The sequence below is a fragment of the Dulcicalothrix desertica PCC 7102 genome (genome assembly GCF_003991905.1).
GTDB lineage: Bacteria > Cyanobacteriota > Cyanobacteriia > Cyanobacteriales > Nostocaceae > Dulcicalothrix > Dulcicalothrix desertica.
This window is the reverse complement of record NZ_RSCL01000025.1, coordinates 54,687-76,743: the sequence shown is the minus strand read 5'-3', so window position 1 is coordinate 76,743 and position 22,057 is coordinate 54,687. Positions and strand designations below refer to the sequence as shown.

At 38.6% G+C, this 22,057-nt stretch carries 22 protein-coding genes; 11 read left to right on the top strand and 11 right to left on the bottom strand.

What is annotated here, in order from left to right; genetic code table 11:
• Positions 1-10: 10 nt before the first annotated feature.
• Both rfbA and rfbB read right to left on the bottom strand, forming a co-directional pair.
• Positions 11-928 (bottom strand): glucose-1-phosphate thymidylyltransferase RfbA, encoded by a 918-nt coding sequence (gene rfbA / locus DSM106972_RS39050; protein WP_127085740.1) that lies wholly within the window; start codon positions 926-928, stop codon positions 11-13.
• 87 nt (positions 929-1,015) lie between these two features.
• A complete protein-coding gene (gene rfbB / locus DSM106972_RS39045) occupies positions 1,016-2,083 on the bottom strand; it encodes a dTDP-glucose 4,6-dehydratase (protein WP_127085739.1) in 1,068 nt (355 codons plus the stop codon).
• A gap of 367 nt (positions 2,084-2,450) precedes the next feature.
• On the opposite strand from rfbB, the gene DSM106972_RS39040 reads away from it, so the two are divergent.
• On the top strand, positions 2,451-3,023 hold the full coding sequence (locus tag DSM106972_RS39040) for a GNAT family N-acetyltransferase (protein WP_127085738.1): 573 nt from the start codon (positions 2,451-2,453) through the stop codon (positions 3,021-3,023).
• A 35-nt stretch (positions 3,024-3,058) separates the two neighbouring features.
• On the opposite strand, the gene DSM106972_RS39035 is transcribed toward DSM106972_RS39040, so the two are convergent.
• Complete coding sequence (locus tag DSM106972_RS39035; protein ID WP_127085737.1) at positions 3,059-3,718, bottom strand: SMI1/KNR4 family protein; 660 nt, start codon at positions 3,716-3,718, stop codon at positions 3,059-3,061.
• Between the two features lie 181 nt (positions 3,719-3,899).
• Between DSM106972_RS39035 and DSM106972_RS39030 the strand changes: the two genes are divergently transcribed.
• Positions 3,900-5,360, top strand: a complete 1,461-nt coding sequence (locus DSM106972_RS39030) for a protein adenylyltransferase SelO (RefSeq protein WP_127085736.1) — start codon at positions 3,900-3,902, stop codon at positions 5,358-5,360.
• A gap of 180 nt (positions 5,361-5,540) precedes the next feature.
• Here the strand turns inward: DSM106972_RS39030 and DSM106972_RS39025 are convergent, their stop codons facing one another.
• The 3 genes from DSM106972_RS39025 to DSM106972_RS39015 form a co-directional block, all read right to left on the bottom strand.
• Complete coding sequence (locus DSM106972_RS39025) at positions 5,541-5,939, bottom strand: hypothetical protein (protein WP_127085735.1); 399 nt, start codon at positions 5,937-5,939, stop codon at positions 5,541-5,543.
• 578 nt (positions 5,940-6,517) lie between these two features.
• Positions 6,518-7,327 (bottom strand): glycerate kinase, encoded by an 810-nt coding sequence (locus DSM106972_RS39020; RefSeq protein WP_127085734.1) that lies wholly within the window; start codon positions 7,325-7,327, stop codon positions 6,518-6,520.
• Positions 7,328-7,332: 5 nt separating this feature from the next.
• Positions 7,333-7,662: a DUF565 domain-containing protein gene (locus DSM106972_RS39015; RefSeq protein WP_127085733.1), complete on the bottom strand. Its 330-nt coding sequence runs from the start codon at positions 7,660-7,662 to the stop codon at positions 7,333-7,335.
• 326 nt (positions 7,663-7,988) lie between these two features.
• Between DSM106972_RS39015 and DSM106972_RS39010 the strand changes: the two genes are divergently transcribed.
• Positions 7,989-8,504, top strand: a complete 516-nt coding sequence (locus DSM106972_RS39010) for a hypothetical protein (RefSeq protein ID WP_127085732.1) — start codon at positions 7,989-7,991, stop codon at positions 8,502-8,504.
• Positions 8,505-8,580: 76 nt separating this feature from the next.
• Here the strand turns inward: DSM106972_RS39010 and DSM106972_RS39005 are convergent, their stop codons facing one another.
• Positions 8,581-9,396: a DUF3598 family protein gene (locus tag DSM106972_RS39005; protein WP_127085731.1), complete on the bottom strand. Its 816-nt coding sequence runs from the start codon at positions 9,394-9,396 to the stop codon at positions 8,581-8,583.
• 4 nt (positions 9,397-9,400) lie between these two features.
• Positions 9,401-10,303, bottom strand: coding sequence for a cell division protein FtsX (locus DSM106972_RS39000; RefSeq protein WP_127085730.1), 903 nt, complete (start codon positions 10,301-10,303; stop codon positions 9,401-9,403).
• Between the two features lie 182 nt (positions 10,304-10,485).
• On the opposite strand from DSM106972_RS39000, the gene DSM106972_RS55140 reads away from it, so the two are divergent.
• The 8 genes from DSM106972_RS55140 (at position 10,486) to DSM106972_RS38960 (ending at position 17,712) form a co-directional block, all read left to right on the top strand.
• Positions 10,486-10,620: a hypothetical protein gene (locus DSM106972_RS55140; protein ID WP_267901210.1), complete on the top strand. Its 135-nt coding sequence runs from the start codon at positions 10,486-10,488 to the stop codon at positions 10,618-10,620.
• Between the two features lie 223 nt (positions 10,621-10,843).
• Positions 10,844-11,275, top strand: coding sequence for a GNAT family N-acetyltransferase (locus DSM106972_RS38990; RefSeq protein WP_127085729.1), 432 nt, complete (start codon positions 10,844-10,846; stop codon positions 11,273-11,275).
• A gap of 275 nt (positions 11,276-11,550) precedes the next feature.
• Positions 11,551-12,114, top strand: coding sequence for a peptide deformylase (gene def, locus DSM106972_RS38985; RefSeq protein WP_127085728.1), 564 nt, complete (start codon positions 11,551-11,553; stop codon positions 12,112-12,114).
• Positions 12,115-12,129: 15 nt separating this feature from the next.
• Positions 12,130-12,333 (top strand): hypothetical protein, encoded by a 204-nt coding sequence (locus DSM106972_RS38980; protein WP_127085727.1) that lies wholly within the window; start codon positions 12,130-12,132, stop codon positions 12,331-12,333.
• 324 nt (positions 12,334-12,657) lie between these two features.
• On the top strand, positions 12,658-14,385 hold the full coding sequence (locus DSM106972_RS38975) for a S8 family peptidase (protein WP_127085726.1): 1,728 nt from the start codon (positions 12,658-12,660) through the stop codon (positions 14,383-14,385).
• Between the two features lie 152 nt (positions 14,386-14,537).
• Positions 14,538-14,816: a hypothetical protein gene (locus DSM106972_RS38970; protein WP_127085725.1), complete on the top strand. Its 279-nt coding sequence runs from the start codon at positions 14,538-14,540 to the stop codon at positions 14,814-14,816.
• Between the two features lie 333 nt (positions 14,817-15,149).
• Positions 15,150-16,439, top strand: a complete 1,290-nt coding sequence (locus DSM106972_RS38965; protein WP_127085724.1) for a glucose-1-phosphate adenylyltransferase — start codon at positions 15,150-15,152, stop codon at positions 16,437-16,439.
• A gap of 268 nt (positions 16,440-16,707) precedes the next feature.
• Positions 16,708-17,712: a DnaJ C-terminal domain-containing protein gene (locus DSM106972_RS38960; RefSeq protein ID WP_127085723.1), complete on the top strand. Its 1,005-nt coding sequence runs from the start codon at positions 16,708-16,710 to the stop codon at positions 17,710-17,712.
• Positions 17,713-17,890: 178 nt separating this feature from the next.
• Here the strand turns inward: DSM106972_RS38960 and DSM106972_RS38955 are convergent, their stop codons facing one another.
• The 3 genes from DSM106972_RS38955 to DSM106972_RS38945 form a co-directional block, all read right to left on the bottom strand.
• Positions 17,891-20,404 (bottom strand): variant leucine-rich repeat-containing protein, encoded by a 2,514-nt coding sequence (locus DSM106972_RS38955; RefSeq protein WP_127085722.1) that lies wholly within the window; start codon positions 20,402-20,404, stop codon positions 17,891-17,893.
• Between the two features lie 223 nt (positions 20,405-20,627).
• Complete coding sequence (locus DSM106972_RS38950) at positions 20,628-21,428, bottom strand: M15 family metallopeptidase (RefSeq protein ID WP_127085721.1); 801 nt, start codon at positions 21,426-21,428, stop codon at positions 20,628-20,630.
• 230 nt (positions 21,429-21,658) lie between these two features.
• A complete protein-coding gene (locus DSM106972_RS38945) occupies positions 21,659-21,868 on the bottom strand; it encodes a chlorophyll a/b-binding protein (protein ID WP_096688367.1) in 210 nt (69 codons plus the stop codon).
• Between the last annotated feature and the right edge of the window lie 189 nt (positions 21,869-22,057).

Here is a 22,057-nt window from a genome sequence, read left to right as displayed (position 1 = left end):
TAATACTTATTTAAACAATTGGCAATACTGCCTGATAATGCTGTATTTGATTAGAATGATTCTCAGAGTTGAGAACATCCATCAAATAACAACCATAACTACTTTTAGCTAAAGGTTTTGCTAGTTGATAAAGTTGCTCTCTTCCAATATATCTTTGACGAAATGCAATTTCTTCAATGCAAGCTATTTTAAAGCCTTGGCGTTGTTCCAAGGTTTGAATAAAACTAGCAGCTTGGTGTAACGACTCGTGAGTACCAGTATCTAACCAAGCATAACCTCTACCTAAAAGTTCTACTTTTAACTGTTTTTGGTTAAGGTAAATTCGACTTAAGTCAGTTATTTCTAGTTCACCGCGTGCTGAGGGTTTAAGCTGTGACGCAATTTCTACTACCTGAGAATCATAAAAATAAATTCCTGGTACTGCATAGTTAGATTTAGGAGTTACTGGTTTTTCCTCAAGACTTACTACCCGTCCAGCTTTATCAAATTCTACTACACCGTAATGCTGAGGTTCCGCAACTCGATAGCCAAAAATAAGGGCGCCATCACGTAACTGAGAGGCACGGTTTAGCACATCAACTAAACCATGTCCATAAAATAAGTTATCACCAAGTATAAGGCAAACAGGTTCATTATCAATAAAATCTTTCCCTAAAATAAAAGCTTGTGCCAAACCATCAGGACTTGGTTGCTCAACATAGCTAAATTCCAAACCCCATTGACTACCATCTTGCAACAATTGCTGAAATAAAGGCAAATGAGCAGGTGTAGAAATAATCAGAATTTCGCGAATCCCAGCCAACATCAGAGTTGACAAAGGATAATAAATCATTGGTTTATCATACACAGGCATTAACTGTTTACTCATCACCTGTGTCAATGGATACAACCTTGTACCTGAACCACCTGCTAAAATAATGCCTTTCATATTTTGCTCCTCAATTATCTTACTTGGATTGAAATCCAAGGCTAATAGCGCAAGTCCATTAAAATGGACTAAAATTTTTACTAGCGATTATTTTCTATCACCGTAATTTTTTGCAATCCAGTTTTGGTAATTACCTGATTGAACTTGTTCAACCCAATTAGGATTATTTAAATACCACTGAATCGTCTTTAACAAACCACTCTCAAAACTCTCCTTTGGTTCCCAACCTAAATCGCGCTTAATTTTACTGCAATCAATTGCGTATCTACGGTCATGACCAGGACGGTCTTTAACGAAAGTCACTAATTCCGAGCGAGACAAACCAGGTTGAGGAACTAATTCGTCAAGAATTTCACAAATCTTCTTCACGACAGTAAGATTGTCTTGCTCGTTATTTCCACCAACGTTATAAGTTTCGCCAATAGAACTTTGTTGTAAAACTAAATAAATCGCATCGCAATGGTCTTCAACATACAACCAGTCGCGAACATTTTGCCCATCCCCGTATATTGGCAACGGTTTTCCATTTAGCGCATTCAAAATCATCAGCGGAATTAGTTTCTCTGGAAACTGACATGGGCCATAGTTATTCGAGCAATTAGTCGTTACAGTTGGTAAACCGTAAGTATGATAATATGCACGCACTAAATGGTCAGAACCAGCTTTCGATGCTGCATATGGACTATTGGGTGCATAAGGTGTATCTTCACGAAAAGCTGGGTCAGTTGGACTCAAGGAACCGTAAACTTCATCAGTTGAAATATGTAAAAAACGGAAAGATGCGCGTTTAAGAGACGATAAATTTTGCCAGTAAGCGATGCTAGCTTCAAGAAGTTGAAAAGTTCCAACTACATTAGTTTGAATAAAATCTATCGGACTAAGAATTGAGCGGTCAACGTGACTTTCAGCAGCAAAGTTAATAATTGCGTCGGGTTGGTACTGTTCTAAAATTTTTATTACTAAATCTATATCCCCAATATCTCCACGCACAAAATTATATCCACTATCATCTTGCAATTCTGCTAAAGTCAGAGGATTAGCTGCATACGTCAGTTTATCTATATTTATAATATTAGCTAACTTTTGTTTTCTAGCTTTTAGAATGAAGTTGGCGCCAATAAAACCCAAACCACCTGTAACTAAAAAAGTTTGCATTTATTAATTCCTTAATTTGTCCTAAATCTTAGAAACCCGGTTTCTACGTAAAATTTTCATTTTTTTCACAGATTTTAACAAAGAAACCGGGTTTCTGTTTTTAACATAATAATTTAATGTTTATCTAAAACTTCATATATAAAGTAACAATTTACTAAATTTTTACACTCATCTTATAGTAAGGAGTTGTAATTGACAATATAATTTTGTATCATTTGTTAATATTTTTATGCCAAATTGGCATTTAAATTAAACTTAATATTTCATGTTTCTAGCGTTTAGTACTAATGCACAGGCAGGATGCCTATGCTACAAAGGGCACGCGCGACTTTATAATTAAGATTGTAAATATGTCCTGATTGTTGTTATGCCTTTGGAACTGCCGCTAATTACATGCACACGCATCATTATTCGCATGGCAACAAACGAGGATATACCTAAAATCCTAAATTACTTTAGCGAGAATAAAACGCACCTCACTCCTTACTACCCATCTTGGCAAAGTGGGTTTTTCACTAGAGAATACTGGGAATTACAAATTCAAGTTAATTATCAGGAGTTTACTAACGACCGTTCTTTGAGACTTTTTATTTTCCCCAAAGCTAACCCGAATCAAATTATCGGTACCCTCAATTTTAGCAATATCGTTCGAGGCGCCGCGCAGTACTGTAACGTTGGATACAGTTTGGCTCTAAACGAACAAGGCAAAGGTTACATGACAGAAGCAATGCAAAGCAGTATTGAGTACATGTTTCAAGAATTTAACATGCACCGCATTATGGCAAACTATATTCCCCATAACCAGCGTAGTGGTACCTTACTTAGGCGCCTGGGATTTGTTGTTGAAGGGTATGCTAGAGATTATCTAATGATAAATGGTAAATGGGAAGACCATATATTAACCAGCATTACAAACCCCAATTGGAATTACAACTCCTAACTCCTAACTCCTAACTCCTAACTCCTAACTTTTTATTACATTAACTGTACGACTTGGCTAATGCTGCGATTTAACCAATTATCATACCACTCGTAAAAAGTTAAGGCTTCTTTTACCTCTTCTACTGACTCATACAAATTATCTTCAATATCTGGGTCATCATGGAAAAAAGCAGCACAATGACAAGTTAAAGGATATATACCACCTTCCCCTACTCGGTCATCAATCCAAATTTTACCCGCTTGTTCTCCTGTAATCACTAATCGAGCTTCAATTCCACATCCATACTCGGCAACAAGAAGACTTCCCTGCACTAGTTTCGGGTCATAATAAGCGTTTGGAGCATCTCCGTTACTAGTTTGTAATAAATCTAAATCATTCCACTCTTCATTTAAACAAAACGGCAAAGATAAAAAGTCTAACCCCAATATTTCCATTTTAGATAGTTCCACACTATCTATACCTATCAATCCATAACCCGGCCCAACACCACCATTTCCTACGTTCAACAAAAAATTACAAAACTCTGTTGGTAGTGTTACTTTATACTTTGCCTCTAATTGACTAACTTCAGCTTCACTCAAACAAGGATTTAATCTATACTGGTGCGATTCCGAACCAAATACTTCAAAGCTTTTATCTAAACTTGTTAACCGAATAAGCTTATTTTTTAAATCTTGTATTTTATCACTCATAGCCTTACTTGTTACGCTCTCTAATAATATTTAATCTTTCCAACAGTCTATATGACTGTAATTCTTAGATTTTAGATGCACTGACCTAAAATTCCTTATCTGTACCACTAAAAACTAACTTGGTCAACCATTCGCTTTCTTAGGTAGACTGAAAGCAGAACCAATAATTGCCGTACTCGTAATGACTTTGCCTGAAACTAACCTTAATACCTCTTCGCAAAACCCATTTCTTTCTCTAAACTACGAAAGAGCCATACTCGAACTGGGTGATGATTACTATGACGAAGTAGAAGCAGCAGAATTTCCTCAACTTATTTTACGATGGCGTAACGATGCACTACTGTCGCGTTTAGGTTTAGATGCAGCAAATGTCAGTGACGAACATTTTATCGAAGCTTTCGGAAAATTTGAGGTGCATAAACCCTTACTAGCGTTGCGGTACCACGGTTATCAGTTTGGTGAGTACAATCCGCAACTAGGTGATGGTAGAGGTTTTCTGTATGCTCAAGTTCGTGGAACTGATGGGCAACTCTACGATTTTGGCACAAAAGGTTCAGGAAAAACACCTTATTCGCGTGGTGGTGATGGAATGTTGACTCTCAAGGGAGGGGTACGCGAAGTATTAGCTGCTGAAATGTTACACCGAATGGGTGTTAACACATCACGCTGTTTGAGTATGATTGAAACAGGTTTAGATTTATGGCGTGGTGATGAACCGTCACCGACTCGTTCTTCGGTAATGGTGCGCTTTAGTAAATCACACATTCGCTTCGGAACTTTTGAAAGATTAAATTATATCCGGCGCCCAGATTTAATCGGCAAGTTATTAAATCATGTTATCTATATATATTATTCGCATCTTGGCGCCGAGCCAGATAAATACGCCCTTTTCTACAGTGAACTAGTACAAAGAGTCGCTTTGCTTGTAGCACAGTGGATGGCAGCAGGTTTCTGTCATGCAGTCTTAAACACAGATAACATGTCAATAACTGGTGAAAGTTTTGACTACGGTCCCTACGCATTTATCCCTAAATTTGACCCCAATTTTACAGCAGCTTATTTTGACTACTACGGACGTTACAGTTATTCCAACCAACCAGGTATTTGTAAGCTGAATCTTGAATTGTTACAAAAACCACTTTCAGCAGTAATTCCCACAGCTGACATGGAACAAGGATTATCACAATTTGAAGACTGTTATCACGCTCAATACCGCGTGTTGATGCTCAAAAAATTAGGATTTTCTAATTTAGAAAAGCTAGAATCTGGTGAATACGAAGAACTATTAAAAGCAACGCTGCGATTTCTAAATAATTATCCCGTTAGCTACCATCACTTTTTCAGCGACCTCGCTACAACTTTCTCACATAAATGGCGTGATGATGCTAGCTTGATATTAAGCGGTTCAGAAATTACTATAGAACTAGGAGCATCAGAATTATTCTTGCACTGGTCTGGGCTGTACCATAAAATTTTAACCAACATGGCGCCGGACGATATCGAAAAAGTCGGTCAAACTTTAATTCAAAGCAACCCCAAAACAGTAATCCTGCGTCCCATCATAGAATCAGTATGGGAACCCATCGCACAAGACAACAACTGGGAACCCTTCTACAATTTAATCAAAGAAATACAAAATTAAAAGTTAGGAGTTAGGAGTTAGGAGTTAGGAGTTAGGAAAAGTGTAAATTGTCATTCTGAGCGTAGCGAAGAATCTTTAAGTTTCGAGAAGTTATAGAGATGCTTCACTACGTTCAGCATGACACTCAGCACTCAGCACTCAGCACTCAGCACTCAGCACTCATTACTCATTACTCAGCACTTAATACCAATCACATTCACTAGTCGTAAATGGTTGATAAGCATTTGCGACAATATGCTTTTGACCTTGAAACTCTCTACCATAGAAACCATCCTCAAAACCGCGCGCAAATTCTCCACCTGCGGTACGCTCTTTATATGAGTTACCATTTTTGGCACTTTCTCGTCCTTGACGATAACCGTCAGAATAAGCGCGCGGATGATATGCTGGGTCTTGGTTTACATACCACCGTGTCACAGGGTAGCAATATCTTCTGGGATATGCTCGACGATAAAAATCACCGTAATGGTAGTTACGAGAGTAAGGGTGTCGATAACGATGTGCTTGTGCTGGCTCGTTATTGAGTAAAAATACTGATATAGTCGTTAAAGATAATAAAGTAGAAATAATCTTTTTCATTCTCGACCCCCTTCAAGCCAGGGAACTCTAGATATTTCTAAGATATTACTCTTGCGTTATATACACATCACCTGATGGGATGATTAGTAGTTTGTATCAAAAGTTTTGGTTGGTAGAAATATTAGCAACGGATGTTAACGGATGTAACGGATAAGTAATTTTATACAAACAAGATTTGATTTTGCGGTGCCGAATCAACTATCCGTTACATCCGTTTTACATCCGTTGCAAACCAACACCCCAAAACTAATGACATGGAACACTAATGTTCCATGTCAAAAGTTTTGGGTAGTTGATATTTTCGCGCGTCTCATCTCTGTGTACTCAGTGTCTCTGTGGTAAAAAAATACATAACCACACAAGGGTTGCGATGTCTGTGCTACAACTCCTCAGAATTAATGATTGTGGCACAGGTGTCCTCGCTTATGCAGCCATCTGTATAAAAAATACGTTAATTACCCACATTCATCCTGTAAAACAGCGCTTTTTTTGCAAATAATACTTAATTTATAAAAATAAAAGTAATAATTATTGCCTGATTTGATTAGATTAGGCGCCGTTGCTACGCTCGACCCAACCTACGGGGTTGATGGGTGGTATAGTTTGACGAAGTTATGGTTTGCATCAATTTCTATCACTGAGTCTACATATTGTGGTGATGTTATTAGCGGTTTAATAAATAGTTCGGGATGTAATGCACGCCAAAAATAATTAACAAATTCTTCGATTTGGATATCGGTCATTCCTGGTCTACCGGAAGCTATCATTTTATGTTCAGCTTCTTTACGCCATTGAACCGAGTAACGGTAGTCTTGAGGATACAACACTATTAAACTATCTAACCGTTCCCATAGGGGTAGATAATTTGCTAGTTCCTGGTTCATGTCGCGTGCAAATGCTTTGTCTGCTGCATTAATAATAGGGGGTACAGGCGCCTCAAATTTCACGCTGTCAATTGGACGGGCGCCTACAAACCAGCCTTCAAATAGTAATATATCTATATTTGTATAAGTATCTGGAGTTGTTCTATCACCTGCACCACTATGAATTGACTTGTCAAAGCGTGGAATGCTAATTGGACTAATGGCATTACGTACTGCCTCAAGAACGTTCAAACCCAAGTCAACATCGTGGGTTCCGGGTGGACCACGCCAAATTAAACGGGGGTCTTGTTGCTGTAATGCCAAACGCTGATTATAAGTTTTGTACAAATCATCGAGCGATAAGGTGACAGTAGAATACCCCCTAAGCTCAAGAATTGAAATTAAACTAAGTGCTAACGTCGTTTTACCTGTTCCTTGTCCACCTAAAATGCCTTGGATAATAGGACGACCTGTGTGGGAGCGCAGTTGGGCTATTTTTGCTGCTAATTGTTGGTGGATACTCATCAACTCTAAGAACCTAACTTAAATGCTTCAATAAACAAACTATAAGTCAAACCTATCTTAAAAATATTTAATGCTTCTATCCAAAATGATTCCACACCAACACGGCGCCGATAAAATAATCTACTGACTAACTCAACTGCCAAAACAATAAGCGCCGCTACGTAAATGTCCAGTTCTGCTCTTTGTCCTGCACTCGTCGAAATAGCCGTTCCTATAAAAATACCTAGCAAAAAACTGATAATCATTACCGACCAACGGCGCCAGGGGTTAGATAACCACTGCCCAAACCGTAGTATAATGGCGCCAACTAAATTATTTAACCGTGTATTTTGCATACCTGATGCATACTATAGATATTTTATAAAAAAGAACTTATCATTAAGTTTAGAGCTACAAGGCAATAAAGTTAATATAAAGAAACCCGGTTTCTGAGCAAAATTTTTGTTTTCATTATAAGATATCGACTCATATTCCAGGTTTCTAGGATAGTTTCTGTCTTAATATCTTCTTAACTTACTCATATTGTATAGGGGGTAATTACCCCTATTAATTTCTGCTCGTAGTAGGATAATATACTTGCTCGATTCAAGAACTCGGCGTAATTCAGTTTAAAATATAGCCTTTCAAGGTTTCCAATTCTTATATTTTTTATATTAATGATATGGTGTCAAAATATCATCCGACCCTTTTAGCGGCCTGCTGCTTGGGTATATTAGGACTGTTTGCCGGATGCTACCAAGTTAGTGTTTCGTTTGAACCATCAGGTACCGAAGTAGCATCAACATCACCTGTGGACATTCCATCAAAAACAGTATCAACGTCCCAAACATCTGAACTATTAAGTTATAACTCAGTTAAAACCAACAAAAATACAGGTGTTGGAATCTTACGTCTTAGCAACCAAACAAACCAACCCGTGCGTCTAGCTTTACTATCAAGAAGTAAACAAGCTTCCCCAGCAGCGCATTGGGACTTTGCACCGCAAGAAGGAAGCGAAAAGGGTTTACTCTTATCACTTCCCGACGGTAAACTCCAATTATCTAAAGGAGATGTTGTCGTCGCATTTGCTCAAGACGGTTCACGTCGTTACTGGGGGCCATATATTGTAGGAGAGACACATGAACCAATGTGGAACCCCCAGCAAAAAGAATGGTGGTTAATTTTGGGCAACGGATGATGAACGGATGTAACGGATAAGCTATTCACACAAATAAAGCTTTGTTAGATAAAATAACCCATCCGTTACATCCGTTTTATCCGTTGCCAATTTTTCTTTCTGATGCCAAAGTCAAGCTCGTCCATTCTCCTTTATCATCATACGAACGAATCATACGCTGGCGCCAGTTTGGTTCAATAAGCCATCCGGTTTCTAAAAATAAAGGTTGTCGTGATTGTAATTTGGTCGGGAAAGTTGCCGAGGCGCCATCAGGCAACATTAATATATGTATAGGGTTATTTGGGTTGCCATCAAACTCAAGAATAGAACCCTTGATTTTAGCTGTTGAAGTGATAATATGATTTCCGAAACTAAGATTTTGGACTAAGCGACCATCTTCGAGATGCAGTTTCATCTTGGTTGTGGAAGTCACAGGGTTACGTAAATCTGTAAATATAGTAGTAGTTTCGCCTTCCCATTCTCCTAGTAAAGCTTCCAGACTCAACTGTGGACGTTCAGCTTTTTCACTTCCTTCGCTATGCTCCCTGATTAGGGTAAGTGATTTCAAATTACCATCGTTATTAAATAACTGTACTAAACGCATACGGCGATTTTCGTGAATCAATCCAAATTCGGCGCCAAATTCGGCAAACGGTGCGAACTGTATTGTACCTTGACTAAAGGCGCCGTTTTCAAAGAATAATGTACTTCGTGCTATCGTACTAAATTCTAAAACTAAATCTTGTAATCCTTCGCGTTGTAATGTTAAGCGTGCGGATTGATTATCATTAAGTCCTTCGAGCGTTAAACGACTTGCACGGTCGTCAACTTGTTTTCCTTGGGGTGAGAACTGTGTAAACGAACCCACCCAAACATTAAGATTTTTTAGAAAAGATTCCCATTGATTAAGCACAACCCTATCCTTTTGCGAACCGACGGACAGCAAACAAGCTCCCCATTAATCCTACCGTTGCACCGAACCCCAAAAGAACCAATGGTAAAAGTAATGTTTGTGCAAAGGATAGTTTTAACCCTGTAGTCAGAAATTTAATAAATTCGGGTTGGTTACGAAGTAGCTGGTTAACAAACCGAGAAGTCAAACTGATAAAACTCCAAGCTATTCCACCACCAAATAATCCAAAAGCAACACCTTGGAAAATAAAAGGTAAGTATATCCACGTAGAAGTGGCACCAACAAGCTGCATAATTTCAATTTCACGGCGCCGTGCCATCACAATCAAGCGAATCGTAATACTCGTTACAGCAATAGCAGTCAAAGTTAAAATAACCGTAATAGTCAACGTCATCCAATTCAAACCGCGATTCAACTGAGCAATGCGTACAACCGCTTCATCAACATATTGCACTGTTTCCACACCTTTCAACTTTGCCAACTGCGTTGCTAATTTAGGTACTGCATCAGCCGAACGTGCTTTAACTTTTAATTCATCTACCAATGGGTTAGTTCCTAGCTGCTGAGTGGCGCCTTCAATATCAGACATTCCCAACTCTTGCACCAACTTTGTCCAAGCTTGGTCTTTTGTAATATTTTCTACATTCACTACTCCTGGTATTTGAGCTACCATTGGCGCCACAGCAGCAACAGAAGCATTACTTTCTAAATATACCGACACCTCTAACTGACTACCAAACTGATTAAGCAACTTTTCTAACTGCCAAGAAGTTTGGAGACTCATACCGAACAAAAACAGCAGTACTGTAACAGTACTCACCGCTGCCCAATTCATCCAACCGCCCCGCTTTAAACCCAAAAACGTCTCTTTAAGAAGATAATCTAACTTTGTAAATATTTTTAACACGGTTTCCCCTGTGTGCCTAATTGCACTCAATACCAGCCTACTGTTATAACCTTTGCAACAAGCAACAGTAAAGAGAATGCAAACCTTTCTTGTTAAACTCTTGTGGAACGGGCATCCTTGCCCGTAACTTGTAGGTTGGGTGGAGGAACGGAACCCAACACCATACTTACTTAATTAGAATAATGGTGCGTGACGCTACAGGGTTATCGCTTCGTTTAAAAATTGTTGTCAGCGTCACGCACCCTACAAAAACCAATGCTCAATACCATTTAGAAGAAAACGGATACGTAAGTAATGATGAATGGCGTGTTGATTGAGAAAAAAACGTGGTGGAAATTTCTACAGTGTAAATAAAGGTTCAGTTACGAGAAACAATCCTGTAACCAAAATATTCTATATAAACATTGATAATATTGGTGCCAATACAAAGTAAAATACACCTTGTCAGTGACATGTTTAGTTATGCGAGCAAAAATGATAACAGTATGTTTACCCCATATTTACCCCAACTCAAAGACATAGCTGTAAGGAGCAATAGAAATGCTTTCTTTGGAGGTTGAATATCGAGAGGGAGTAGAATTGCCCCGCGAGCAGGTCATCAATCTGTATGCTCAGTGTAAGTGGTCATCCGCAGAGAAACCCGATGCATTGTTATTCGCTCTTTCAAACTCAGAAACAGTAATTTCAGCATGGTATCAGAATGCTCTAATCGGACTTGGCAATGCAATTTCAGATAAAGCATTAACTGTTTATTATCCTCATTTACTTGTGCTACCGTCATATCAAAATATGGGAATAGGACGAGAGATAATGAAATGTCTTCAAGCTCCTTACGCTGAGTTTCATCAGCAAGTATTGCTAGCAATTAATGATGCTGCTCCATTCTATGAAAAGCTTGGCTTTAAGCATTCACAAGGCGTTAAAGCAATGTGGATTTATGATGAAAATGACATTAACGTTATTAACGAATAAGAAGTTGAGCCGACTCTATGAAAGCGAGAACAAATTGTACTAACAAAAGTTACAAGCGCCTTATTGATAATACAGGCGAGACACTTGTGCTACAACGCACCAATAATTTATGACATGAAGCACTGCTATATGTTTATGTTGGGTTCCGCAGGCTCCACCCAACCGTAAGCTTATATTGTGCCTTTGCCACTATTCCCTCAGCATCGCTACTAGAATTGTTAAGATTGAAGTAACATACCGTATAAAACTAGCCAGTTAGAGCGAGTGACTTTCCCATGCCATCTGATATCGCCGTTGAGAAGAAAAAGTTAAAAAATCCCCCTTTGAAGTTGCACTACCTGGGAGACCGTGCGCTGCGTCAACCAGCCAAGCGAGTTACAAAAATTGACGATGAGCTTCGTCAACTCGTGCGTCAAATGCTGCAAACTATGTACAGTAGCGATGGTATTGGGTTAGCGGCGCCACAGGTTGCCATTAACAAGCAACTTATTGTTATCGATTTAGAACCCGACAAACCCAACAGTCCACCATTGGTTTTAATTAACCCTACCATTAAACAAACCAGCGAAAAATGTGACGTTGCTCAAGAAGGATGTCTAAGTATCCCCAACGTTTATATGGATGTCAAACGTCCAGAAAGCGTGGAAATTGCTTACAAAGACGAGTATGGGCGCCCAAAAACGCTGAAAGCTGATGGTTTACTCGCGCGTTGTATTCTACATGAAATGGATCACCTCAACGGTGTGGTTTTTGTAGACCGCGTAGAGAATGCGCTTGCATTGGGACAGGAACTATCTAAAAATGGTTTCTCACAGCAAGCAGTTAAACCAATAGTATAAAGGCGGATAGTAAAAGTGTATCTAACCCCAAAAAGCGGTTTCTTCCTAGCAGTTTCGTGCGTCACTGCCATTGCAGCAGTTGGTTCTGTTTTTGAATTAAGTTATGGTCAACCTAACCTTGGTACGCAAACCACTGCCATCATCTTAGCTTTGAGCATTCCTTCAACTATACTTAGCTTTTTAGCAGCAGTTAAAGACGCAAAAACGAATATGAAATAAGTATCACCTTTATTTTTTGTCTCAGAAACCTGGTTTCTTAAAGAAACCAGGTTTCTTCTGTATCTGTTTCCGAAATCTTCAAATTTGACCGTGTATACCTTTAATTATCTAGCAGTATAGTAATTCATTTGACATAAAGAGGGGTCATGCCCCCTTTTCGATCTGAAATTGAGAGGGCTATAAAGGTCTTCATTGTCTAAACCGATACAGTCACATGTACGATATCTAAATTTGTTTAATATCTCAAGTCAATTGGGTGATTAATCTACTACAGACATATAACTAAATAACTAACTAGTAAAACTTAAAATATAGAGGGTAAACATGAGACACGAAAAGCTTTCCGCTGGACTTTTGCTTGCATACGAAGATTATCAAAGTGAAGGTGAGCAAGCGTTAATACCACATAAACGTTCTCTTGGTATAGTTTCGGCAAAAAGTAATGTTAAGCCAACTAAGAGCGTAGTTTTTGTTTACTGCGATGAAAATGCTGACTTGAGTCATCTTGAACCCTATGGAGTTCGAGTCAACCAAAATACAGGCGCCGTCAGAACAGCATATTTACCTATTGATGGTTTAGATGCATTATCAGAAGAAGAGACAGTTCAGCGTATAAAGCCATCACGAAAAATGAAGTTATTGATGGATGTGGCGCCAGGTAAAGTTAAGCTTCCTGAGTTTAAGAATAAAACAGGACTAACAGGTAAAGGTGTAGTTATTGGTATTGTAGACAGTGGTATTGATGCTAAACACCCAGCTTTTGCAGGTCGCATTTTGCGTATTTGGGATCAAACAATGTCTGGGCCAGGTGTTGCTGAAGGTAGCTACGGTGCCGAGTTTACAGACACACTACTCACTGTTTCTCAAGATACCGAAGGACATGGTACCCACGTAGCTGGTATTGCAGCAGGTGCAGATGAAACTTATGGTGGTGTGGCGCCTGAAGCCGAATTAGTAATAGTTAGAAGTGATTTACAAGATGCTCACATTGCAGACGGTATTCGCTACGTTTTTCGAGTTGCACGCGAGTTAGGCAAACCAGCAGTAGTAAATTTAAGCTTAGGTGGACATGCCGACGCACACGATGGTAGTGACTCACTATCTAAAATTATTGACGCAGAAACAGGCCCCGGACGTATAGTTTGTTGTGCAGCAGGAAACGAAGGCAACGACAATATTCACGGTCAAGCTGTAGTGGCACCTTGTTCAATGCATACAATGCGGTTCAACGTACCGCTTAATCAAGCTGGTATCGTTTGGTTAAACGGATGGTATTGTAAGAGTGCTGAGTTAGAAGTGCAATTACGGAGTCCTAACGATTTTGTTACACCTTGGCAAAAAGTTGTTACTGAAGGTAATCCTGCACAAGAATATACTTTGCCTGATGCGCGCATAAAAATCGTCACACCTGGTCCAGATGCAGCAAACGGAGATTATAATTTCTTCGTTCAAATTCGCGGTACAGAATCTTCACCAGTATCAGGTGGAATTTGGCAATTACGCTTAAGAAATCAAACATCGAACGAAACCCGCGTTGATGTGTGGACAATTGACAACTCTGGTTCAGTATTCTTTACAGGTCAAAGCGTCGAAGATGCCATGAAAATTGGCTCTCCAGGTTGTGCAGCTTCTTCAATAACAGTAGCCGCTTATACAACAATAAATAAGTACAACGACATCGACGGTAAAGAGCGCGAAGTTGGATTAAAGCTAGATGATATTTCTGATTTTAGTAGCGAAGGACCATTACGTAACCAAGCTCAAAAACCTGATGTTGCGGCGCCGGGAGCAATGATAGCATCAACAATGTCATCAGCAGCAGGTTTCGACCGTTCCATGATGATTAACTCCAAATTTGTGATGATGGCAGGTACAAGCATGGCATGTCCATTTATCACAGGTGTAGTAGCTTTAATGTTACAACGTGACCCAAGCTTGGCGCCTGAAAAAGCCAAAGAAATGTTACGCAGCAACAGCTATATTCCCGAACAACCTCAAAACACCTTCGATCCAAAATGGGGATTCGGATTAATCAACACCGAAAACCTGTAACCCTTCAAATATTGTAACCTCTTGTAACCTCTTGTAACCTCTTGTGGAACAGGCATCCCTGCCTGTCCCAATTCACATTATCTCTTAAGATAGTTACGCATACTAAATAAATCTTGTTAGTTTAATAGTGTATTGATTTTAAATACAAACATATGAACTACAAGAAAATTGATGCTGCTTTAGCAATGGCTATTGACGAAGTAGATACCTCAGAACAACCCAGCCTAATAGTATTTATTCATACCAATCAGCCACTTGAGGCGCCTGCTATTACATTTTTAGAAAGCTTAGGAATTAAAGATGTAGCTAGCAACAAAGATATTTATACTGCCACCGTTTCATCTGGTACAGTTTCTGAACTGTCACACCAACCTTGGGTGAAGTCTATTAAGCTATCGCAAAAACTGCGCTTGATGAAAGTTGGAAATTAGTTACTTAGATTTTGGCAGTGTTATTACTTATTAATACTGTTATTATTTTTTAGTCATAGTTAAGTAATTATTTTTCTCTGAAAATATAATATTGTACGTAGGTTGGGTTCCGTTCCTCGACCCAACCTACGTACAAGAGTGACACCTGGTAATGTGAACACTAAAGCAAGGTAAATATTTATACATAAGATAATAATAATCAAAGTAAAACTTTTATAAAAAATAAAATATTGTTTATAAATAAACTCAATAGAATTTTGTAACCCCCTTATCAGTAGTAACAGAGAGTCATAAACTGAAGGTGGAGATGAACGGCAGTCGGGAGAAACCAGAGTGAAAAAAGTATTATCAATAATTCTCGGCGGCGGTGCAGGAACCCGCCTCTACCCATTAACGAAGTTACGTGCGAAACCGGCAGTGCCTGTGGCAGGTAAATACCGTTTAATAGATATCCCTGTAAGTAACTGTATAAATTCGGAAATATATAAGATATACGTCCTGACGCAGTTTAACTCAGCCTCTTTAAACCGCCATATTGCTCGTGCGTACAGTTTTGCGGGTTTTAGTGAGGGTTTTGTGGAGGTGTTAGCAGCACAGCAAACACCCGAAAACCCTAGTTGGTTCCAAGGAACAGCAGATGCAGTACGTCAATACCTTTGGTTATTAGAGGAATGGAATGTTTCGGAATTCCTAATTTTATCGGGTGACCACCTTTACCGGATGGACTACCGATTATTTATAGAACGTCATCGTCAAACAAATGCTGACATTACACTGTCGGTAATACCAATGGATGAGCGACGCGCGTCAGACTTTGGGTTAATGAAAATTAATGACTCAGGTAGGGTAATTGACTTTAGCGAAAAGCCAAAAGGTGATGCTCTTAAACAGATGCAAGTTGATACTAGCGTACTGGGATTAAGTGAGCAGCAAGCCAAGCTTCAACCGTATATTGCCTCAATGGGGATTTACGTATTCAAGAAAGAGGTTTTGATCAAGTTACTCAAGGAATCTTTAGAACGAACAGATTTTGGTAAAGAGATTATTCCAGATGCAGCAAAAGACCATAACGTACAGGCGTATTTGTTTAACGGTTACTGGGAAGACATTGGAACAATAGAGTCTTTCTATCACGCGAACTTAGCGCTGACACAACAGCCACTGCCTCCATTTAGTTTCTACGACGAACAAGCTCCCATATACACCCGCGCTCGTTACTTACCTCCAAGTAAATTATTAGATTGTCAAATAACCCAATCGATAATTGGGGAAGGATGTATCCTCAAAAATTGTCGAATCGAACATTCGGTGCTTGGTGTACGTGCGCGCGTAGATTCTGGATGCATTATTGAAGACTCGTTATTAATGGGCGCCGACTTCTACCAAACCTCCGTAGATAGAAAGGGTATTCGAGATGAAGGAAATATTCCCGTAGGAATTGGAGCAGAAACAATAATTCGTCGTGCCATCATCGACAAAAACGCACATATTGGTCATGATGTCCGAATTATCAACAAAGATAACGTTCAAGAAGCTAACCGTGAAGCTCAAGGGTTTTACATTAGAAGCGGTATCGTAGTAGTACTCAAAGGCGCCATCATTCCAGACGGAACCATTATCTAGTGCTGAGTAGAAAGTGCTGAGTGCTGAGTTGTTACTTCTTACTTACTCAGCACTCAGCACTCAGCACTGATTATGAGTTCGGAAATTGCCCTTTGACATTGAGCAAGAACCGCACTTAGTCCTGTTAAATTATTTGTTAAGTTATAAATTAGAGTATTTTTCTCTCGCCATATATCTCTAAACAATATCTAACACCTTGCATCCTAAATTTAGGAACAAGGTATAAACTAAAAACCTATTATCAGTAATTTCTACAGGAGGCTGCTGAATGGCTGCAACCGATTTTAAAGATTATTATTCACTCTTGGGAGTTAACAAAACTGCTAGCCAAGAAGAAATTAAACAAGCATTCCGTAAACTCGCACGTAAATATCACCCTGACGTAAACCAGGGAAATAAACAAGCCGAGGCAAAATTCAAAGAAGTCAACGAAGCATACGAAGTATTATCCGACCCAGACAAGCGTAAAAAGTACGACCAATTTGGTCAGTACTGGAAACAAGCAGGACAAGGTTTCCCTGGAGGCGCTGGTGCTGGTGGTGTTGGCGTTGACATGAACGGCTTCGACTTCGGGCAGTACGGCAGCTTTGAAGACTTTATAAATGAATTATTAGGTCGCTTTGGAGGTCCCGGAGGTGCCCGCAGTCAAAGTTATTCGTATCGAACTTCCACAGGTGCCCCAAGTGGGTATGATGGTTTTGGCTTTCAGCAAGATTATGCTGGGGGTAGTGGCACTCAAGATAGCGAAGCAATGATTTCGTTATCTTTGGGCGAAGCATATAACGGAGTTGAAAAAAGACTTCAAGTTGCTAACGATATTATTAACGTTCGCATTCCCGCAGGCGCCAAAACAGGAAGTAGATTACGTGTACGTGGAAAAGGGCCAACCAACCCACAAACTAAACAACGTGGTGATTTATACCTAAAAGTCCAAATTCAACCACACTCCTTTTTCCAGCTAGACGGCGATAACTTAGTATGCGAAGTCCCAATAGCACCAGATGAAGCAGTATTAGGAGCATCTATCGACGTTCCAACACCTGACGGAACTACAGCAAAAGTAAACGTACCAGCAGGAATACGTTCTGGGCAGTCACTGCGTTTGCGTGGTAAAGGTTGGGTATCAGGAAAAGGTGGACGTGGTGATTTACTCGTAAAAATTATGATTGTTGCTCCTAAAGATTTGAGTCAGCAAGAACGCGAATTATACGAAAAGCTACGCGCAATTCGTTCGTATAACCCACGCAGTAACTTGAATAATATAAGGTTGTAGGCAACGGATAGAACGGATGTAACGGATGGTTTACTCGTTATATCCGTTATTCTCCTGTCATGCTGAGGCACGAAGCATCTCTCTTCTGTGTCATGCCGAGGCACGAAGCATCTCTAAGACTGTCATGCTGAGGCACGAAGCATCTCTAAGATTTTGACTTTGTTTACAAGTAAGAGTTCTAAAGCATTTTCATTATATTTGCTTTTGCAGCAGCACGAACAATACGATTAGCATCTTGTGTAAGAAATTCACGTATATAATCAGGAGTGTTCGGATTTTGAGCTATCGCATATCTTTCTAACCAATAGCTAGAACGATAATTTTTGATAAGCAAATGAGTAGGCGCCAGTGCATGTAGCAAAGCAAACACGCGACTCAAACTAAACGGAGAATCTTTTATATACTGACCAATAAATTTACTTGCTCTCTTAGAACCTCTTGAAATAAGATTTTTTACGGCTGCTATGCGAACATCGGTATTCCATTTGTGTCGATGAGCAAGTTTTTCAAGAATTTCATCAGAAGCATTAAGATTTTGTGTAACTGCGAGCTGTACATGTCTTGCTTTGTCTTCAGCCAGTTTTGTTAAAGTATCTATAGAAGTATTAGGGTGAAGCGCAACACGTTCTCTAATAATTAACCATTTACTAGTGGCAATTTCATCAAGAATGTTAGACATTGTATTAACATTCTGAACAATTTGTAATTGCTCAACGAAATAAATATCTTTCTCTTCTGACAAAGATTGCTGATGAACAGCTAAAGCTGACTCTCTGACAAGTTTATCCTTATCTTCTAAAAAAATTTTTATAATACTGATAGGAGTTTTATAATTTTTAATAATTAATAAGCGGATATTAGCTTGACGGTGTTTTGCAAATCGCTCCAATATCTCAACAGATGTATTTGGATGACGGATTATAGCAGATTCTAAAGCAAGGTATGGAATTTTAGCAGCTTGTTCTAGCACTTGCGTAGAAACATTAGGATTAACGAGAATAAATTCATACAAATTTGTAATTGCTTTTTGCTTAATAGAAATATCCGTATGCTGCGCTAATTTTATTAAAACTTCAGGATTTTCTTCTTTTGAGACAAAACCGAAACCTGCATTAGAAGCAATTTTATCCGTGCGAATTTGATGATTGACTGCCTTTAATAGCTGTTTGGTATGATTTTTGATTGAATTTTTATAAAATATTTTACTTTTATATGCTTCAAGTTTTAATAAAACTTCTTTCGGAGTACTTGGATTTCCAGCTAGAGACATACGAATAGCATTATTTTCTATTGTTGCAAGTTTAGTTAAAATTGATGCAGGTGTTTTTTGACTAGCTGCTAATGTTATAAGAACTCCATCAGATTTGATGTTAGCTAATTCTTCAAGAATATTTTCTGTGACGTTAGGGTGATGAGAGATTAATTTTACTAAATAATAATTTTGATTATCTTTTAATATTAATTTTAAAGTTTGCTCGCTTGTATTAGGATTGCACATAACTGCCTCAATAATATTAAAATATCTATTATTTCGTTCTGTATAATTTTGTATTATTTTATGAAGTATATCAGCATTAGTATTATCATTAACAGCCAAAGCAAGATAAAGTATTTCGTCAAATTCTTCAGCTAGTTCGCTCAATACATCTATTGGTGTGTTTGGATGATATGCAACACCTCTACGAATATGTATCCATTTGCTCTTAGCTAATTTTCGTAGTATTTCTGATGAAGTGTTAAGAGTTTTAATAGCTATATTATCAGAGTGAAACTTCTGTAGAATATTTAGGGGGATATTGGAATTTGAAATAAGTTTTTCACGAACTGCTTGAGAACACATTGTATCAACTTCTCCAAGGAGTTTTTCTAACAAATTTAAGGGGGTGTTTGGATTTTCTGCAAGCGCAATTAGTATAGACTTATCAATAGTGTTATCATTTGATTCTAAAAATAGATGTTCTCCTATTTTCTCTAAAATATGTATAGGAGTATTTCGGTTATTAGCTAAACTAACCAATATATAACGACTGACTTTAATAATTAATGATTCTGGGATTAAACCTACATAATATGCTGCTAAATCTATACTAATACGAAAAAAAAATGTATTTTGCATTATAACGAAAGCTGCTTCATTCCAATCTGCATCTATTTCACCAGACCAATTAATATGTAGTTTAGCTGAATCGATAACATTTTTATATGTGCGGAAACATTCATATGTTATATTTTGATTATTGATTAATATATCTAATATTTCTTTAGAAGCTTTTGGATTCATCGCGACTGCAAGGGGCAAATTATTTTCCCTTTTTCTATCTACTACCCACTTGATAAACGAATCTGGCACTACATCTAATTTTAAAAAACTTTCTAAAGTTTTATCTGGAATTTGTTCTATTAAATTAGGATTTTCTAAAAGTAAGAGTGGCAATACTGGGTTACTTAAAACTTCCTCTGGAAAATCCAAACCTACCTTCCATAAAATATCAGTAGGGGTATTAGGATTACTTGCGATTGCCGACAGTATTTTATAATCAGACTTATTTGCTAACTCTCGTAATAAATTTGGTTCTGCATTAGGATTTGTACATACTAACCGCGCTAGCTCTTTACTTTCTGCTGCAAGCGCACGTAGTTGCTCCGGTGGGGTATTTAGATTACATGCTTGTTGTTTTAGAATTAAATCCATGAAAATTAATTTTGATTACTAGCTACTGCTTTTATTATTCCCAGTTTCATATTCGCTAGTATCAATCCACACACAACAAAGACGGAGCCAATGCTCAAATCTCTGTAAAGACACGATTATTAAGAGCGTGACACTACGTGAACGTGTCTCTACTCTGTGTCTATCTCGTCAAATTAAATACTTCACTGCACAGGCAAGATGCCTGTGCCACTGGTATCACAAGTTACTTTTGAGGCTTTAAATTTTTCGCCTTATAAAACGTTTCCAAACTTTGAGTATCACCGACAAAACGCCAGTGCCAAGGTTCATAACTTACACCTTGAATATTATCTTTCGGAAAAGACAACTCAAAGCGAAACTTAGCGGCATTTTGTGATAACCATTCATAAGCCTTAGTTTTCTCAAAGTTAGCACTTAAATTTGTAGCCGGTACATTCCCATCACCAATATCAATCGCGTAACCAGTATGATGCTCACTATAATTAGGAGGCGCCGACAGTGCCGCACGTTGTGCTGGGGTTTGGTTACGTTGGGCGCCAACAGCGAAAAATAACTGTTCTTGTTCTTTAACTGAACGAAACGCGGAAATAACAGTTAAATTTACACCAGCGCTACGAGCAGCTTGTTGCATCGCTAAAAATTGTTGTGCAGCAGCTTTTCGCATCCTGAAGCGTCCATCGTTAGAAATAGAAGCAAGTTCAGACTCAGGAGCTTCAGCATACGGCAAATGTCCCAATAATGAACCATTCGCTTGAGCTTGAGCATCAGCAGGATTAACAGATGGACTTACAGTAGTCGATGGTGCCGAAGCTTCTTGTGTGGATTTTTTTGGTGCAGTGATAAAGAATAAAAATCCACTAATAACAGCAAGCACAACAAACCCAGCGGCTCCACCCAATATCAATACTGGTATTTTACCCTTACCAGGCGCCACATCAGAAGCGTCGCGTAACGCTGCGGGAATATCTTCACCAGAATCAGGTGAGGGTTTTTGTGGCTTTCCAGAAAACCCGGCATTACTCAAGGGTCAACTCCTGCATTTTCTTCAATCATTATTACCGATTGTAATCTGGAAAAAATATAACGCAATAGATTGAATTTGACATCTATATTTAAAGTTCCCTGTGATAAGTATTTACACACACCAAAACCCCCCAAACTTTGGAGGGTTAAGAAATAATACCTATTCAATAGTAGTTATATACTATTGAATTCACTCAGCACTCAGCACTTTGCACTCAGCACTAATTAAAACTAACCAAGAAAACTAAATACATCGCGTATGACGCTGTAACCTGCCAAGTCCCAAAGTAAATAAGCAAGGAATCCAATCATTGCCAAGCGACCGTTCCATAGTTCGGCTTGAGGATTGGCGCCAAACATAAAAGCATTACGGTCTACTTCATTATAAGCTTTAGCTACTTTTGGTAAATCGCTTGATGGACGAGTTTCACGAGTTTCCATTTTATTTATCCGATGTTAGGTAATAGGTAATTAGTAATATGCTTGAGAAACCGGGTTTCTTGTTGATATCTTGTAATAAAAACAATATTTTGCATAGAAACCCGGTTTCTGATTAGTTAGTAACCAATTAAGTGCAATACATCACGTAATACACTGTAACCAGCCAAGTCCCAAAGCAAGTAAGCAAGA

Excerpts from the sequence above, each read along its gene's own strand:
- DSM106972_RS38970 (WP_127085725.1), top strand. The coding sequence starts at position 14,538 with ATGAACTACAAGAAAATTGATGCTGCTTTAGCAATGGCTATTGACGAA.
- DSM106972_RS38975 (WP_127085726.1), top strand. The coding sequence starts at position 12,658 with ATGAGACACGAAAAGCTTTCCGCTGGACTTTTGCTTGCATACGAAGAT.
- DSM106972_RS39025 (WP_127085735.1), bottom strand. The coding sequence starts at position 5,939 with ATGAAAAAGATTATTTCTACTTTATTATCTTTAACGACTATATCAGTA.
- DSM106972_RS39020 (WP_127085734.1), bottom strand. The coding sequence starts at position 7,327 with ATGAGTATCCACCAACAATTAGCAGCAAAAATAGCCCAACTGCGCTCC.
- DSM106972_RS39030 (WP_127085736.1), top strand. The coding sequence starts at position 3,900 with ATGACTTTGCCTGAAACTAACCTTAATACCTCTTCGCAAAACCCATTT.
- DSM106972_RS38955 (WP_127085722.1), bottom strand. The coding sequence starts at position 20,404 with ATGGATTTAATTCTAAAACAACAAGCATGTAATCTAAATACCCCACCG.
- def (WP_127085728.1), top strand. The coding sequence starts at position 11,551 with ATGCCATCTGATATCGCCGTTGAGAAGAAAAAGTTAAAAAATCCCCCT.
- DSM106972_RS38960 (WP_127085723.1), top strand. The coding sequence starts at position 16,708 with ATGGCTGCAACCGATTTTAAAGATTATTATTCACTCTTGGGAGTTAAC.
- DSM106972_RS38945 (WP_096688367.1), bottom strand. The coding sequence starts at position 21,868 with ATGGAAACTCGTGAAACTCGTCCATCAAGCGATTTACCAAAAGTAGCT.
- DSM106972_RS39010 (WP_127085732.1), top strand. The coding sequence starts at position 7,989 with ATGGTGTCAAAATATCATCCGACCCTTTTAGCGGCCTGCTGCTTGGGT.
- DSM106972_RS39035 (WP_127085737.1), bottom strand. The coding sequence starts at position 3,718 with ATGAGTGATAAAATACAAGATTTAAAAAATAAGCTTATTCGGTTAACA.
- rfbA (WP_127085740.1), bottom strand. The coding sequence starts at position 928 with ATGAAAGGCATTATTTTAGCAGGTGGTTCAGGTACAAGGTTGTATCCA.
- DSM106972_RS38990 (WP_127085729.1), top strand. The coding sequence starts at position 10,844 with ATGCTTTCTTTGGAGGTTGAATATCGAGAGGGAGTAGAATTGCCCCGC.
- DSM106972_RS39040 (WP_127085738.1), top strand. The coding sequence starts at position 2,451 with ATGCCTTTGGAACTGCCGCTAATTACATGCACACGCATCATTATTCGC.
- DSM106972_RS39015 (WP_127085733.1), bottom strand. The coding sequence starts at position 7,662 with ATGCAAAATACACGGTTAAATAATTTAGTTGGCGCCATTATACTACGG.
- DSM106972_RS55140 (WP_267901210.1), top strand. The coding sequence starts at position 10,486 with ATGGTGCGTGACGCTACAGGGTTATCGCTTCGTTTAAAAATTGTTGTC.
- rfbB (WP_127085739.1), bottom strand. The coding sequence starts at position 2,083 with ATGCAAACTTTTTTAGTTACAGGTGGTTTGGGTTTTATTGGCGCCAAC.